The organism is Galbibacter kalidii (genome assembly GCF_026241135.1).
Lineage (GTDB): Bacteria > Bacteroidota > Bacteroidia > Flavobacteriales > Flavobacteriaceae > Galbibacter.
In genome coordinates, this window is record NZ_JAPFGA010000001.1 from 307,079 (window position 1) to 322,683 (window position 15,605).

General features: G+C 39.7%; 12 protein-coding genes and 1 other RNA gene. 7 read left to right on the plus strand and 6 right to left on the minus strand.

The window, feature by feature from the left end; genetic code table 11:
* Positions 1 to 495 precede the first annotated feature (495 nt).
* Together OOZ15_RS01325 and OOZ15_RS01330 are read left to right on the plus strand one after the other, a co-directional pair.
* Positions 496 to 1,629 carry a vWA domain-containing protein gene (locus OOZ15_RS01325; protein ID WP_265953907.1) on the plus strand — a complete coding sequence of 378 codons (1,134 nt, stop codon included), beginning with the start codon at positions 496 to 498 and terminating at the stop codon, positions 1,627 to 1,629.
* A gap of 375 nt (positions 1,630 to 2,004) precedes the next feature.
* Positions 2,005 to 3,468: a magnesium chelatase gene (locus OOZ15_RS01330; RefSeq protein WP_265953908.1), complete on the plus strand. Its 1,464-nt coding sequence runs from the start codon at positions 2,005 to 2,007 to the stop codon at positions 3,466 to 3,468.
* Here the strand turns inward: OOZ15_RS01330 and OOZ15_RS01335 are convergent, their stop codons facing one another.
* A complete protein-coding gene (locus tag OOZ15_RS01335; RefSeq protein WP_265953909.1) occupies positions 3,469 to 4,392 on the minus strand; it encodes an alpha/beta hydrolase in 924 nt (307 codons plus the stop codon). It abuts the gene before it with no gap.
* Positions 4,393 to 4,398: 6 nt separating this feature from the next.
* The gene (locus OOZ15_RS01340) at positions 4,399 to 5,892 is read right to left on the minus strand and encodes a M20 family metallopeptidase (protein ID WP_265953910.1); all 1,494 of its coding nucleotides are present in this window, start codon (positions 5,890 to 5,892) and stop codon (positions 4,399 to 4,401) included.
* A 248-nt stretch (positions 5,893 to 6,140) separates the two neighbouring features.
* Here OOZ15_RS01340 and OOZ15_RS01345 point away from each other — a divergent pair, with 248 nt between their 5' ends.
* Positions 6,141 to 6,683: a hypothetical protein gene (locus OOZ15_RS01345; protein WP_265953911.1), complete on the plus strand. Its 543-nt coding sequence runs from the start codon at positions 6,141 to 6,143 to the stop codon at positions 6,681 to 6,683.
* A gap of 33 nt (positions 6,684 to 6,716) precedes the next feature.
* Here the strand turns inward: OOZ15_RS01345 and OOZ15_RS01350 are convergent, their stop codons facing one another.
* The 4 genes from OOZ15_RS01350 to OOZ15_RS01365 form a co-directional block, all read right to left on the minus strand.
* The gene (locus OOZ15_RS01350) at positions 6,717 to 7,997 is read right to left on the minus strand and encodes a metal-dependent hydrolase family protein (protein WP_265953912.1); all 1,281 of its coding nucleotides are present in this window, start codon (positions 7,995 to 7,997) and stop codon (positions 6,717 to 6,719) included.
* 151 nt (positions 7,998 to 8,148) lie between these two features.
* Positions 8,149 to 8,781, minus strand: a complete 633-nt coding sequence (locus tag OOZ15_RS01355; protein ID WP_265953913.1) for a hypothetical protein — start codon at positions 8,779 to 8,781, stop codon at positions 8,149 to 8,151.
* Between the two features lie 4 nt (positions 8,782 to 8,785).
* Entirely contained in the window at positions 8,786 to 11,140 is a 2,355-nt protein-coding gene (locus OOZ15_RS01360) for a TonB-dependent receptor (protein WP_265954078.1), read from the minus strand.
* 81 nt (positions 11,141 to 11,221) lie between these two features.
* Positions 11,222 to 12,907 carry a M23 family metallopeptidase gene (locus tag OOZ15_RS01365; RefSeq protein ID WP_265953914.1) on the minus strand — a complete coding sequence of 562 codons (1,686 nt, stop codon included), beginning with the start codon at positions 12,905 to 12,907 and terminating at the stop codon, positions 11,222 to 11,224.
* Between the two features lie 173 nt (positions 12,908 to 13,080).
* On the opposite strand from OOZ15_RS01365, the gene OOZ15_RS01370 reads away from it, so the two are divergent.
* The 4 genes from OOZ15_RS01370 (at position 13,081) to rny (ending at position 15,477) form a co-directional block, all read left to right on the plus strand.
* Positions 13,081 to 13,371, plus strand: a complete 291-nt coding sequence (locus tag OOZ15_RS01370; protein WP_265953915.1) for a hypothetical protein — start codon at positions 13,081 to 13,083, stop codon at positions 13,369 to 13,371.
* Between the two features lie 13 nt (positions 13,372 to 13,384).
* A complete protein-coding gene (locus tag OOZ15_RS01375; RefSeq protein ID WP_265953916.1) occupies positions 13,385 to 13,678 on the plus strand; it encodes a cell division protein ZapA in 294 nt (97 codons plus the stop codon).
* Positions 13,679 to 13,734: 56 nt separating this feature from the next.
* A non-coding RNA gene (ssrS, locus tag OOZ15_RS01380) (6S RNA) lies at positions 13,735 to 13,864 on the plus strand.
* A 47-nt stretch (positions 13,865 to 13,911) separates the two neighbouring features.
* Entirely contained in the window at positions 13,912 to 15,477 is a 1,566-nt protein-coding gene (gene rny, locus OOZ15_RS01385; protein ID WP_265953917.1) for a ribonuclease Y, read from the plus strand.
* Positions 15,478 to 15,605: the final 128 nt, after the last annotated feature.

Here is a 15,605-nt window from a genome sequence, read left to right on the forward strand (position 1 = left end):
GAAGACGAAGGGTTTGATATTCCCAACTTCACACATTTACCTACCATAGGAATACAAAACCACTTGGTAGGAACCCAATTTGATCGGGTAGGAATTGAAAACCAACAAGTAGGAGCGCATTTCAATCGAGTAGGAACGGAGAACTAACAGGTAGGAACAGAAAAAGAGCTGGTAGGAATGGAACTTTAACGAGTAGCAACGCATTTTGATCCGGTAGCAGCCCAACTCGAACGGGTAGCAATGCATTTTGATCCAGTAGCAATACAACTTTAACCGGTAGCAACAGAATTTTAACTGGTAGCAATTGAAAACCAACACAGCCCTTCAAGGGTTCCGAACCCTTGAAGGGCTCAACTGCTAAAAATATGTCTGGACTATGTAATGAGTGTAGAATGATAAGCAGTAGTTGTTCCACCAGTTAAAAACTGGCAGTATCGGTATCTGAAGTGTTAATAATTCGCATTCTTCTATAAAAAATGCTACTTTTATAGTGCTATGAAGAGAACAAGAAGAAAAGGTTTTGTCTTTACCAAATACGAGGCACCCGACCAGACTCCCTTTGAAAAACTCTTTGAGATATTTAAGGAACTCATCACCCATACTTCAGGAGATTTTGACGAGGCGATCGATTGGTTGCGCGAACTGGACAAAGAATACAGCCTTACCGATGATTATACCATAGATGATTTTATAGAAGACCTGAAACGAAAAGGCTTTATCCAGGAAGAAATAGACCCCGATGGGGGTGGCGAGGGTGATGGCAAAGGGAAATATTCCATTACGGCAAAAACAGAACAGCTTATCAGAAAGCATGCCTTGGATCAAATCTTTGGGAAATTGCGCAAAAGTACGTCCGGAAATCACCGCAGCAAACACATCGGACGGGGCGACGAACATACGGGCGATTTCAGGGAATATCGTTTTGGCGATCCGCTAGAGCGTATTTCCATGACCGAGAGTATGCGCAACGCACAAATCAATCATGGTTTGGATTCTTTTGGGCTGAATGAAGACGACTTGGTCGTTGAAGAAACGCATCACAAAGCACAAATGAGTACGGTCTTGATGATCGATATCAGTCACAGTATGATCCTTTATGGGGAAGACCGTATTACTCCGGCAAAAAAAGTGGCTATGGCTTTAGCTGAACTCATTACCACCCGTTATCCGAAGGACACCTTGGATATCTTGGTCTTTGGTAACGATGCCTGGCCGATTTCCATAAAAGATTTACCTTATCTGAAAGTAGGGCCTTATCACACCAATACGGTAGCCGGTTTGCAATTGGCGATGGATATGCTTCGGCGTAAGCGGAACACCAACAAGCAGATATTTATGATTACCGACGGGAAACCAAGCTGTATCAGGCAAGCCAATGGTGATTATTATATGAATAGTGTGGGATTGGACACCTATATCGTCGATAAATGCTACAACATGGCTCGACAGGCAAGGAAATTACACATTCCCATTACCACATTCATGATTGCTCAAGATCCGTATTTGATACAGTTTGTAAGACATTTTACCGAGGCAAACAGAGGGAAGGCCTTCTTTACAGGCTTACAAGGTCTGGGAGAAATGATCTTTGAGGATTATGAAGCTAATAGGAAAAAGAGAATACGTTAATTAATAATATTATTTTAAATAAAAAGCCCCCGACCTATGATAAATGTCTTGAAAATCAAGGCAGCAGCATGGATTGGGATGAAAAATTGTTTGAGCTTGCGAGTTTTTTTTCATCCGTGGCTGTGGGTGCCGTAGTATTTTCTTAGGGATTTATCATCAGTCTAGATTTTTTTGGTTCGTTTTTTTATCAATGAATTGCACAGCAATCATGAACACCTATAAAAACAATAAAAAAAGAGGTGAATAAAAAAATAAACATATCATAATAGAATCTGTCAGCAAAAATAAAATTACTATTAATCAGAGGGCAGCAATATGTCAAATAATAAATTATTTAGATTTAACTTACGTTAAAAAATTGAACAATATTACACTATGCAAATAGAAAAAATAACCACTTTAGGCGGATTGAAGGCCGCAGGATATCAGTCAAAAAGTATCAAGGAAGAATTAAGGGATAATCTTATTATGAAAATAAAAAGAAAGGAACCTACTTTTGAAGGTATTCACGGTTATGAGAATAGCGTAATTCCGGAGTTGGAAAGAGCGATTTTATCACGTCATAATATCAATCTTTTGGGATTACGCGGACAAGCAAAAACACGATTGGCAAGATTGATGGTGAATCTTCTTGACGAATGGATGCCTGTGGTAAAAGGTTCAGAGATCAATGACGATCCCTTAAACCCCTTGTCGCGATATGCTGTAGAATTAATTGGAGAGCAGGGTGATGATACGCCGATTGCTTGGGTGCATAGAGACGAGCGATTTTATGAAAAACTCGCCACTCCCGATGTTACTGTGGCCGATCTTGTGGGGGATGTAGATCCGATAAAAGCAGCCAATTTAAAACTGTCATATGCAGACGATCGTGTGATTCATTACGGAATGATCCCGCGGGCGAACCGCAGCATTTTTGTCATCAACGAATTACCCGACCTGCAAGCCCGTATTCAGGTGGCACTGTTCAATATTCTACAGGAGGGTGACATTCAAATAAGAGGATTTAAGTTGCGCCTTCCTTTGGATATGCAATTTGTTTTTACGGCAAACCCGGAAGATTATACCAACCGGGGTAGTATTGTAACGCCATTAAAAGACAGGATCGGTTCGCAAATCCTGACCCATTATCCGGAAACCATAGCGATAGCGAAGAAGATTACGCAACAAGAAGCAAAGCTGGACGAAGAACAACAAGCAAAAGTCCATGTACCTGATATGGTGTTTGAATTGCTGGAGCAGATAAGTTTTGAAGCCCGAAAGAGCGAGTATATAGACAACAAAAGCGGGATTAGTGCGCGTATGAGTATCACCGCTTATGAAAACCTGATGAGTACCGCGGAACGTAGGATGCTTAAAAATGGAGAATCATCGACTTCCATTCGCTTAAGTGACTTTATGGGGGTGATTCCATCGATCACCGGAAAGGTGGAATTGGTATATGAAGGAGAACAAGAAGGTGCCGCTTTTGTAGCCGAAAAACTGATTGGAGATGCGATAAAAACCTTGTTTCCTGAATATTTCCCTAAGATTGAGAAGCTGGAAAGACCTAATGTTAAAAGTCCGTACGACGAACTCATACAATGGTTTTTTGAAGGAAGTGGTTTTCAACTCATGGACGATGTTTCCAATGAGGATTATGAAAAAGAATTAAATGCAATCTTGCCGCTGGAAAACTTGATAAACACCCATCAAGCTGATACAAAAAAAGAAGATCGCCATTTTCTGAAAGAATTCCTGCTTTGGGGATTGGTAGAACACAAAAAGCTGAGTAAACGCCGATTTACCGAAGGCTATCAATTTAAAGACCTGTATGGGAGTTATATCAGTGGGTTGTAATTATTCTTCGTTAAGATAATCGATCCAATTCAATAAACGGTCAGGCCAGGTTTGCAGGTGTCCCCGGCCAATTGCCAATCCAAATCCGTGACCACCGTAGGGATAAATGTGCATTTCTACGGGGACTCCTTTATCTTTTAAAGCCCGATAGAACATAAGGCTGTTCTCCACCGGTACTGCATTGTCGTCTGTGGAATGCACCAAAAAAGTAGGAGGAGTATTTGCTGTAACCTGTAGTTCGTTGGAGTAGTGCTCAACCATTTCTTCTGAAGGATTTTTTCCGATCAACCTTTCCCTCGATCCTTGATGTGTGTAATTTTCTTTAAATGTGATCACGGGATAGATAAGGATCATAAAATCGGGTCGGGCACTTATGGAAGTAAGCGAATCGTTCACTTCGGGTATTTTTTCATCATAGTGTGTTCCCAATGTCGATGCTAAATGTCCGCCAGCCGAAAAGCCCATAACACCTATTTGATCACTTTTGATATTCCATGATTCAGCATTTTTTCTTACGATCCTGATAGCTCTTTGTGCATCTTCTAACGGCACAATTTCTTTGTTAGTTACCGATTTTGATGTAGGGATCCTGTATTTCAATACGAAAGCGGCAATTCCTTTAGCGTTGAGTAGTTTAGCAACTTCTGTACCTTCCCAATCATAGGCCAAATGGCGATAACCACCACCGGGACAAATAACAACTGCTTTGCCTGTTGCATTTTTCTTTGGAGGTAAAAAAATATCCAGAGTAGGGGTATGTACCTTGGAATATCTTAAAATATCACTTTTAACGCTTTCCTCTTTTTCATCAGAAGGTGTCCAATGCGGGATCTTTCCATCGTACAGAGGAATTACGTTTGTTTGTGATAAAGCGATAAGGGGTAAAAAAATGATAAGGCAGCTTAAAAGGCGTAGTTTTGGCATGTTTTGTTATTTTTTATTGTTCAAGGCGGAAAGGGATTCATCCTCTTCACCTTCATTCAATAATGGAACAGGAGCTCCTTTGATACATTCTTCTATAAAATCGGCATAGGTGTCTTTTCCTTTGTCTAATACATGACGTGGAATACGTTCATTTTCACTGTGGATGTTGTCCAGGTAATCCATCGGGATGTTTAAAGGAACTGATGCGTATGAACTTATCCCTTTAGCACGGAACAGTCCAACATCACTGGAGTTGGGAAGGAAAATGGTGATAACCTCCGTTTCCGGATAATTTTTTTCAATGGCTTTTTTCAGGTGTTTATAAAAAGGACTTTTATCGTTTGAAGATTTCATTTTAGGTGAGGAGTGGAGGATAGAAATCTCGATATTGTTATTCTTCAGTCGTTTTTTAAAATCCTCCAAAAACGCTTCTTCCGAAGTATTGGGAAGCAGTCTACAATCAAGTAGGGCAATGACTTCGCTTGGGATGACATTTACCACATTGTTGTCACTTTCAAGACTGGTAAGGGTTATGGTATTGGAAAACAACGCGAAGAGTTCCGGGCGTTCCCTTAGTTTTGGTGTGATGAAGATTTTGAAAAGCTTGGGGTGTTTCAGGACAAAACCGGTAAGTCCTTTTTCTAACTTCCCTAAACTTTTTAAGAGGTTGACATTAAGATCGTTAAAAATGACTTTTTGTTTTTTGTCAAGCAAATGATCCAAAGCTTTTACCATTTCTTTATTGGCATACTTTTCAGGAGTAACAGAACCATGAGCCGAAGTGTTGATCTTCAATTTCAGTTCGATCCACAAAGCTCTTTTATGAGCTATGGAAATAGGGAAAATGGATTGTTCGGGATCTGTATTTATAATTCCGTTAAGTGCCGGAGGGCCTTCGCCTATAATAATTTCCGGATTCAATTCATCCAGATGATTCTCGATAACATATTCGGCACCACCATTACATTCAGTTTCTTCACAAGAAACAGCTAAAAATGTAACATTGTAGGGCAGCTGTTTGCCCTTGTATTTTTTCATTATTTCAACAATGCTGAAAAGTTGCATCATTGCCGTGCCTTTGTTGTCAAAAGTACCACGCCCCCAGATCTCCGTATTGGTTATTTTTCCTGAAAAAGGTGGATGTTCCCATTTAGAAATATCCCCGGCAGGAACCACATCGATATGATTTAAAAAAACAATATTGGGAAGTCCCTTGGAGAGCGGATAAATAGAGGCAGAGAAATTGTAATTGCTATCCGTGTCACCCATTTGTTTGATATGCAAGCCATTTTCCTTACAAACCCCTCGAAGCCATTCGCCAGCTTCTTTCTCGTTTCCACTTATAGAATTGAATTGCACATAGCGACTCAAAAATTTTTCCAAACGATTCTCTTTGACTTCGATAAGTGATAGTTCGGGGTCGGGCATTAGACCTTGTCCCTGTATGGTGAAGCAGAGTAGAAACAGAATGTATGGAACAGCAGTAAATTTAGCACGCATGGATTTTGATGGTTTGGAAAACAATATATCGATAAAAAACTGAATTTTACAAAGTATCTATAGAAAGGTGCTAAATATATAAAAAATGAGGTGTTTGCGTCAAAAATTTGGCTATAAAATCATTTTATGCCTAAAAATAATGTTTATAGCGTACGATAAATATTTTGGTATCTTTGATATTACTCCAGATCTTTCTTATCAAACCCGTTTAAACAAGTTCATTATCAGTTATAAAAATCTATTTGGTCTTGAGTTCAAAAATACTTCCGCCACAGCCCAATCCTGTTATCTCTTATTTGAGGGTAGGGAAGTTATTGTACCTATCACTGGCATTATTTGTGTTGGAGTCGTTATGGTATTGGGCTGAATTGCAAAAAGCGTGGACAGAAACTTCGGTTATTATCATTGTCTTTTGGTTATGGAGTTTTTTGTTTTCCTTTATTCATATTTATTTGGTTTTAATGGATGGGTTGTCCCGTTATCAGAATTATAAAAGGGCTAAAGATCAGTTCTATATGTATGGGTTTAAAAAACGAATTGCGGAGACTTATATTAGTTCCAAATGTCAGCGTATGGCAGCAAAAGTAGCAGCCCAAGAATTAGGGATGGAAGATGAAATCAAAAAATACTACACATCCCGAGGGGTGAAATGGTATCATTACATCCCTTATTTTATGGTGAAAGAACCATTTTTTCTGTTTAAAAAAAGCTTTTGGTGCCGTACATTTCTGGAGAAGAATTACAAACCGAAGATTGATTTTAAAAACCTTCAATTAGAATCTTCTTTATAATGTTGTTAATAGCATATAAAGAGCTTGTCAATATCAAATCTGTTTATAAACCACCCCGTTCTTCATGACAAACGTAACATTCTCGAGGGTTTTTACGCTTTCTACCGGGTTTTCGTCCACAGCGATGATATCTGCATAAAAACCGGGGGCCAGTTGTCCTATTTCGGTATTCATACTGAGTAACATGGCGTTGGTGACCGTAGCCGATCGTATGGCTTCCATAGCCGGCATGCCAACTTCGACCATATAACCGAATTCTTTAGCGTTTTCACCATGAGGAAATACGCCGGCATCAGTACCAAAGGCTATTTTAACTCCTTTTTTGTAGGCTTTTGCAAAAGTATTTTGGATCTGCGAACCAACTTCTAGTGCTTTTGGAACAACAATATCGGGATAATAACCTTCTTCCTTTGCTTTATCTGCTACAAATTTTCCTGCGGAAATAGTAGGTACGTAATAGGTGTCGTGTTCCTTCATCAGTTCCATGGTCTTTTCACTCATAAAAGTACCGTGTTCTATGGTTTTTACGCCTCCCAGAACAGCACGTTGCATACCCTCGTCGCCATGGGCGTGTGCTGCTACCATCATACCGTAATCTTTAGCAGTTTTGGTAATGGCTTTTATTTCTTCTAAAAAAAATTGCGGGTTTTGCCCGCTTTTAGCTACGCTAAGGACCCCTCCGGTAGCTGTGATCTTTATTACATCAGAACCTTCTTTATAACGTTGGCGAACTGCCTTTCGGGCTTCTTCAGGAGAATTGATAACACCTTCTTTAGGTCCCGGATCTCCTAAGTCTACACGGCGATTACCGTTTGTGGGATCCGCATGACCACCGGTTGTCGCAATGGATTTCCCTGCGGTAAGGATGCGAGGCCCTTCAACTTTTCCGGCATTGATAGCGTTGCGCAACGAAACATTGACACCGCTTCCACCCAAGTCGCGAACGGTGGTAAAACCGGCCATAAGGGTGTTTTTAGCATATACAGTAGAAGCAAAAGCTATATCAGCTTCATTATCTACATAACGGGATAAGTATTTTTTAGGTCCGGTTTCCCCTTCCAAATGTACGTGCATATCGATAAGCCCCGGAAGCACGGTTTTGTCTTTTAGGTCGATTACTTTATCAGAGGAATTGGTAGGTTGTACATAACCGTTTTCAATAGCGTTGATTTTGTTTCCGGAAATGACAATTGTTTTTTCTGAAAGGACTTTTCCTGATTGAGTGTCAATAATGTTTCCACAGTGGAGATAAGTATTTTGAGCTTGTATGGAAATAGTAAGCATACAAACAGTTAGTATAGACAGTAGTTTCATTTTGAATAGGTTATGTTAAAGGTTAATTGTCTTAGCAGGGTGACTGAAATAAACGTCAACCATCAACAAGATAATAAATTGTCCGGACTTTTCAGTGGAGTGTTATGGGGAAGTGTGATTTCCTGTCCTTTAAAAACTTTAAACTGTGTTTCTATTTATCATACGGGAACTTTCGTGTAGATTTGCGCATCATGGCTTCAATGATGTCATAGGTGTTTTTCCCCGACTTTCGGGTGATTACTTTTTCGTATTTCCAAAGTAGCTTTTCGGTATCGCCATCACTTAATTTAATAGCAATCCTTCCGTAATCGGAAGTGCCGGAGATAAACGATAAAAAATCAAAATTGGTTGAAACACCTTCAGAAATTAAAGCATTGAGCGTGAGGTTTCCCGAAATCAACGCATCGACCTTCAATATTTTACAAAGATCTTTTGTGGTATAAATATCAAGGTTAGAAAGATCAATACCTTCTTTGGCCAATAGGGCATTGGTGTTTTTTATATCTTGAAATTCGATGCGGTATTCTTTTCGTTTATGTCTTTTCAAAAAATAGGTTTCCAAAGCATTTTGAGCTTCATAGCCTTCTTTTTGTTGAAGTTGTTCCAGTTGCTTTTCGTCCAACTTTTTGTTTTCCAATTCCAATCTGGCCTCAAAAGGCAGTATGGCTACCGCTTTGTGATCTTTGCTCAATGTTTCAAAAGAGTCGCTTTGGTATATTGTTTTTTGACTGAAACCAAGAGTGGTTGCAAATAATACGATCAATAAGAAATGATATTTGTTCATTTTTCTAAAACCTCAATCCTGCTTTAATATTAAAAATCCTTCCGGTCATGTAGTTTGGTATTGCGTATTGGTTTTGGGTGTAATTATCTCTTACCCATGTATTGGTTATTGAGTTTTGGATGTCAAAAATATTGAAAATCTCGAAGCCTACATGGATTTCTTTGAATTTATTACTAAGCGCTTTCTTTTTTAGCTGATTTTCAGGTTTTATCAATACATAAGATATCCCCACATCCATGCGTTTGTAGTCGGGTAATCGGAATTGAAAATCATACGGATCAGCATAATTTGGTGATCCTCCCGGAACTCCGGTATTGTAAACTCCATTTAAGTAAAGTTTTAGGTTAGGGATATTGGGCACATAATCTTGAAATAAAATGGCAAATTTCAACCGTTGGTCAGTTGGACGGGCAATGTAGCCTTTGTCTTCGATGTTTTCTTCGGTTTTTAAGTATCCGAAGCTTACCCATGACTCGGTACCGGGGACAAACTCTCCGTTCAGTCGCAGGTCGATTCCGTAGACATAAGCTGTTGCATTGTTTTCTGCTTGATAGCGGATGCGAACGTTTTCAAGGGTATACGGATTTACATCATCGAGATATTTGTGATAGAGTTCTGTAGTCAATTTAAACGGACGTTCCCAAAGTTTAAAACTGTAATCATGCCCCAAAACCACGTGATACGACTTTTGGGCTTTTACTTCTGGATTAACAAGGCCTGTGCTGTCTCTTAGTTCCCGGTAGAAGGGAGGCTGACTGTAAATACCGCCCGCGATGCGGAAAAGCATGTCTTTTTCCCAGTTTGGTTTGATGGAAAATTGTGCCCTCGGACTTATGATGACTTGAGTGTTCGATTCGATATTTTCCCCGGAAACCTGCCAAAGCTGTGCCCGGAGTCCGGCGTTGATCCATATTTTGTTGTTTCCCCAATAGCCGAGTCGGCTCCATTGTGTATAAGCAGATAAACGGTTGATATTTACCTTGTTTTCAGCATTTATATTTCTGAACGGAGCAAGATTTCCTGTTCCATAATCGGCATTGACGCTATCTGAAGCAAAACCGGTGGAGTCGATCATTTCATATTCTTCCAGACGGTCGTTAAAATGCTCATGCGTATATTTTACACCCCATTCCAGGGAATTTCCATCCTTTTTATGGATGCCTTTGTGTTGTAAGTTGAAAATAAGGGCTTTTAGATCGTTTCGAGCGTGTTGGATTTGTGACCCAATATTTTCATAGTTGGTTACCACGCCGCCGTTTTCAGTATCCATGGTTCCCAAGCGGTATCTGCCATGCAGGTCATAATACTCTTTTTCTGTGGTGTGGTAAAGTGATCCGATGAATTTTAAGCTTGTATACTGATTTGCAGTATAACTACCTTTAAAAGCCCCAAATGCTGTTTTGTAACTGTCTTCCTCTTCGCCTTCATAATCAATGCGCAAGGTCATAGGGTTGTCGAAGGTTCCAAAGTTGGTTTGACGACTTATGGGCTCATAATTGTATTCATTCAAAGCAATATTTCCCAAAAAATCGAGTTGGAATTTACCAGAGAATTTATAGCGTAAATAGGTTTGAGCATCCGTAAAGACGGGCTGATAGTTACTTTCGGTTTGCTTGCTGTTAACGAAAAGGCTGTTGTTTCGGTAACGAACTCCGCTTAAGGACGTAAACCGATTGTCCTTTGAACTGGTTTCCAGATAAGCACTTCCACCCAAAAGACTGACATTCACACCACCGGCTAATTTTGTTGGGGTTTTATAGGTAACGTCCAGAACCGACGAAAGTTTGTCGCCGTATTTGGCTTGAAAGCCACCTGCCGAAAAGTCTATGTCCTGAATAAGGTCAGAATTAATAAAACTCATCCCTTCCTGTTGCCCAGACCTGATGAGGAAAGGCCTGTAGACCTCAATTTCGTTAACATAAACGAGGTTTTCGTCATAATTGCCACCCCGCACGGAATATTGGGTACTGAGTTCGTTATTGGAGTTGACCCCCGGAAGCGATTTCAAAATGTTTTCAACTCCGGCATTGGCTCCGGGAATGCTACGAATGATCTCAGGAGGGATATTTTGAATGCCTTCTATTGTTTTTCTATCACTGGAAACCACGACAACCTCTCCAATTTGTTCTATTTGTGTTTGCATTATCGGGTTGAACTCCAGATCCTCTCCATTGTTTAAAACCACGGAAAGGCTTATTTTTTGATAGGAGAGATGGGAAAACTCAACAATAATTTCTTCATTGGCTTTGATGAGCAATTGGTAGAACCCGTTCTCATTGGATGTGGTTGATGCCGCGGCTGAACGAATGATTACCCCTTCGATAGGGCTGTTGTTTTGGTCGAGAACAACACCGCGCATAGTGGCCGTTTGACTGTGAGTCAGGTTGATAGTCAAACATATAAGTAGTGCGGTACAATAAGATTTCAAACGAGCAAGGTTTTATTTTTTGTGAAAGACAGCATTAAATATAGTACTATTTCCAACATTATCAGTGACAAGCAGCTCTAAATTATAGGTGGTGTCGTTGAAATCGATATCACTCAGGTCGTAAGTCAGGGAATTGTCTTTGTATTCATATTCCATCAACACCCACACCCCGTTGATCTTTGCCCTGTAGGAATTGATACCGCTGAGATCGTCTTCGATCTTTAGTTTTATATATCTGAAATTCGAAAGCCATTGATCGCTCCTAAAGTTTGCAGGTTTGACCGTAGGAGGTACGGAATCTTTGACAACTGCGAAGGTACCCAAATTCCGGGTTCTGGTGCTTAGGGTGTTTTCTTTTCTGTATGTATGTTGATACGAAAGGTGGCCATTTTTGCTAACAGATGCGATAAACAATTGGTTTTTATCTGTTTCGGGGTGATGACTGATGTCCATACTGATCGTGTATCTTTTCCGAACCGGCGTTTTGTCGTTGTGCACAACAATAGTGTCTCCTTTCCCTTCAATATTTATAAAAAGATCGTGATAAAAGGTATCGCCGGGAAAATAAACCGAAGCATTCCCTGCTTTATAGATGTTGTCTCGGGCAGCAACCAAATATTGCCCTGTTTTCTCTTCTTTCTTAGGATATAGAAGCTCTTGTTTTTTACCTTCTACCGGGACTACAATTCTACTGATGTTTCCTTTATAATCGGATACTTCCATAACAATAGTGTACGACATCCCTTCAGCAATATGAATAAGTCCGTTGTCGTTTTTCTTGTTGTAGATACTGAGTTTGTTGTAAGGCTCTACATAACATTTTTGAATCCGTTTTCTCTTATCAGCATAGGTGGCATAATCGATCAATGTGTTGATATACCTGCTTTCTGAAAAAGAGAAGCTTTCAAAATCGTATTCAAGGTGAGGGGTGCCGTTTACAGAGGTAGAAAACTTGTAAGGCCCATTTTTATTGTAGGCCATGTCGAGTTGATCGTAGGTTTCAACCCCCAAACCAAGACTACCGGAAGCGTAAATTTTGTTGGCGATAAACGATCCGTTACCTTGGTCTTCAAGTCGTAATTCAATACGGTCGTTACTGTTGCTTACGATAGATCCCTCGTTTACGGGATAGGCATGAACCCCTAAAATTCTTGGAGCTTTACTATCTTGGATGTCATACCCAAAAAGTAATGGATTGATAGGTTTTGATCCTGCGCTGCGGATTTCAAAATGAAGGTGTGGGCCGCCGCTCCCTCCGGTATTTCCACTGTAAGCGATTACTTCCCCTTTTTTAAGTGACATTTCACCGGGCTCAGGGAAAAGCTCAATCTCATACGATTGTTTTTTATACTGTTCCCTTTTTATATAATCTTCAATAGCAAGGGAAAACCGCTGTAAGTGCCCGTAGACCGATGTGTATCCATTAGGGTGGGTTACGTAAATAACCTTTCCGTAGCCAAAATGCTGTATTTTGATCCGGGAAATATATCCATCAGCGACTGAATATACATTCAATCCCTCTCGTCGTTGTGTTTTGATATCGATCCCGGAGTGAAAATGGTTAGAACGCAGTTCCCCAAAAGTACCCGCTAAAACCAAAGGGATGTCCAATGGAGAACGAAAATAATCTGTGGGGTAATTGTTTTGTGCATTGATAATTTGTGAAAATACAAAGACAGTAAAAAAAAGATGACGCATGAAAAATTGATTATGCTGTAAAATTAATTAAAATGATAATTAAACCTTAAAAATTGGTAAGAAAACGTAAATTTGAGTATATTTAGTTTGAAAGTAAAGAATTTTTTGCAAACTATTGTGAAGTATGCAAAGGTATCTTAACTTTGTAAAGATATGTATTGAATATTGCATGTATGAGTGATATTGTAGAAATCGTTGATTCCCTGGAAGATAGGATTGGTAAGTTGCTTCATAAGTTGAAAGATCAACAAGAAATCAATTTAAAGTTGAAGGGAGAATTGACGGCTTCAAAAAGCGAGAATGAAAAATTAACACTTTCCTTATCAGAATGGGAAGAAAAATACGAGTCACTTAAACTAGCAAGTTCAATGCTTGGCAGTAATAAAAATAAAACAGAAGCTAAGCTTAAAATAAATACTTTAATTCGGGAAATTGACCATTGTATAACGCAATTGTCCGAATAATGTTCAAATACGAATGGGGGAAAAGCTGAAGATTAAAATATCTATTGCAGATAGGGTATATCCTTTAACGATAGACCCCGAACAAGAAGAAGGGCTGCGAAAAGCGGCAAAGAGCATAGATGGATTGATCAAGCAATTCGAACAAAGTTATGCAGTAAGGGATAAACAGGACGTGTTGGCGATGTGTGCGTTGCAATTTGCTTCAAAAGTAGAACAAAAAAGTATTGATAAAAGAGAGACAAATGTTGAAGTGGAAGAGCGGATCAAAGATTTAGATGCTCTTATTTCCAAACATTTAGCTGAATAGAATGTTCTTTTAAATAATATAATGTTACTGCCTACATTGGTACATTTTTTTGACAAACTCAACAAGTATTAATTAAAAAAGGTGAGTTCAGATTGTAAAAGCAAGCCGTTCCTCTGATTAAGTTCAGAACTAAGGACAGCGGATCCTTGATCAGTTTGGTAGCCTTAAACCTGTTTTTAGGAGTTTGTACAAAACTTCACCAATGTAGGCTTTTTTTTTAAATATATGTAAAGATGGATAATACTACACTAGTAATAATTGTTGGAGTAATTGGAATTGTTTTAGGGTTTGTAATAGCAAAGGCGCTGGAAAAGAGAAATGCTACAAGAATGGTCAACGGAGCCAAAGCAGAAGCCCACAAAATATTGAAAGAAGCGAAAAATGAAGGAGAGAGCCTTAAAAAAGACAAGATATTACAAGCCAAGGAGAAGTTTTTAGAGCTCAAGGCAGAACATGAAAAAGTAATCATCTCTAAAGACAAGAAGATTGCAGAGGCTGAGAAGAGAACCCGAGATAAAGAATCTCAGGTGTCCAACGAGCTGGCCAAAGGAAAAAAACTGAACAAAGAACTTGAAGAGAAAAAGAAAGATTATGACTACCGATTGGATTTCTTGGAGAAAAAACATAAAGAGGCAGAAAAACTTCATAAAAGTCAGGTTGAGCAATTAGAAGTCATTTCCGGACTTTCCGGAGAAGAAGCCAAGGCACAGTTGGTGGAATCACTAAAGACTGAAGCGAGAAGCGATGCGATGGCTTATATTCAAAATACACTTGAAGAGGCCAAACTGACGGCACAGCAGGAGGCGAAAAAGGTAATTGTCAACACTATCCAACGAATAGGAACAGAAGAGGCTATCGATAATTGTGTTTCTGTTTTCAATCTTGAATCCGATGATGTAAAAGGACGTATCATTGGTCGTGAAGGTAGAAATATCAGGGCGCTGGAATCGGCTACAGGAGTAGAAATTATAGTTGATGACACCCCCGAAGCGATTATCCTCTCGTGTTTTGATTCTGTGCGAAGGGAAGTGGCGCGATTGTCGTTACACCGCTTGGTGACCGATGGAAGAATTCACCCGGCACGTATTGAAGAAGTGGTGAAAAAGACCAAAAAACAGATTGAAGAAGAAATTATAGAGGTTGGAAAACGCACCGTGATCGACCTTGGAATTCATGGATTACACCCTGAATTGATCAAAGCAGTGGGTAGAATGAAATATCGTTCTTCCTACGGACAAAACTTGCTGCAACACTCCAGGGAAGTTGCTAAACTTTGTAGTGTAATGGCAGCAGAGCTGGGCGTGAATGCCAAACTTGCCAAAAGGGCAGGACTTTTACACGATATAGGAAAAGTGCCTGAAACGGAAATAGAAACCCCGCACGCTATCTTGGGAATGGAGTGGGCAGAGAAATATGGGGAAAAACCCGAAGTGAGCAACGCGATTGGAGCTCACCACGACGAAATTGAGATGAAATCACTTTTGGCACCGATCATTCAAGTGTGCGATGCTATTAGCGGGGCGAGACCGGGAGCAAGACGCCAAGTGTTGGATTCTTATATTCAGCGTCTAAAAGACCTGGAAGAAATCGCCTTTGGGTTTAATGGAGTTAAAAAAGCCTATGCTATTCAAGCCGGACGAGAATTGCGTGTGATTGTTGAAAGCGAAAAAGTGAGCGACGATAAAGCTGCCGAATTGTCCTTTGAAATCTCACAAAAAATTCAAACGGATATGACCTATCCCGGACAGGTAAAAATCACCGTGATTCGGGAAACCAGAGCCGTAAACGTAGCAAAATAACGTTTGATATTTTACTAAGAGGACTGTCAGGTAATTACTGACAGTCTTTTTTTGTTCTATCCTTAAATAAAATCCTTGACAATATCCAATAAATTGTATCTTTCGGGTCATTAACCCAATTGAAAACT